This is a genomic window from Ruminococcus sp. AF31-8BH, from assembly GCF_003460605.1.
GTDB lineage: Bacteria > Bacillota > Clostridia > Lachnospirales > Lachnospiraceae > Blautia_A > Blautia_A acetigignens.
In genome coordinates this window covers 1-885 of sequence record NZ_QTVN01000048.1, presented here as the reverse complement: position 1 = coordinate 885, position 885 = coordinate 1, and the positions used below count along the sequence as shown (strand labels likewise).

Sequence of the window (885 nt, the reverse complement as noted above, 5' to 3'; positions counted from 1 at the left end):
CTAGAGTGTGTTTGAAAAATAAAAGTTGCACAAAACATATATTCGTTTACCCTTTTTCATGTTAAAATAAAGAAAAAGGGGTGTTGATTATGTTGCGCCGATACGAATTAACCGATGATGAATGGAATCGTGTTGCTCCCTTACTGCCACCTGAAAATTCTGGAAAGCAAGGTCGTCCTTCAAAATGTAATCGGACAATTCTAAATGGAATTGTTTGGATTGCTCGCAGTGGGGCTCCCTGGCGGGACCTCCCAGAACGTTATGGGGCCTGGCAAACGGTTTATTCCCGTTTTCGTAAATGGATTGAAGATGGCATCCTTGATAATATTTTTCGTGTCTTGAGCTTAGAAGCTGAATTAACGGAACTATCAATTGATGCCTCTATCGTCCAGGCTCATCAGCATAGTGCTGGAGCAAAAAAAGGGGGCCATCAAACGAAATTGGACACAGCCGTGGAGGAGCCAGCACAAAAATCCATGCAGTTGTAGATGCATACGGTTATCCGGTTTATTTTATGATCAGCGAAGGGCAGCGTAACGATATTAATTACGCAATCCCTTTGTTAGATCATGTCGACACAAACGGAAGCAATGTATTAGCTGACCGTGGATACGATAGCAACAAGCTGATTGACTATATTTATACCCACGGTGGAGAGCCAACAATTCCTTCTAGAAAAGGAGCTAAGTTTGATCGTTATTGCGATTGGTGGCTTTACAAAGAGAGACATTTAGTAGAAAACTATTTTCTCAAATTGAAAGCGTTCCGTCGAATAGCTACGCGTTACGATAAACTGGCTTCAACCTTCTTAGGAATTATATGCATTGCCTCAATATTAATTTGGTTAAAATGAACAACTTAGAATGTTTTTCAAACACGCTCTAG

General features: G+C 40.7%; 1 pseudogene. It reads left to right on the top strand.

Features of this window, described 5'->3' with window-relative positions:
• The first annotated feature begins 83 nt into the window (after positions 1–83).
• Positions 84–853 (top strand): annotated as a pseudogene (locus tag DWZ38_RS21925) (IS5 family transposase).
• The last annotated feature ends 32 nt before the right edge of the window (positions 854–885 follow it).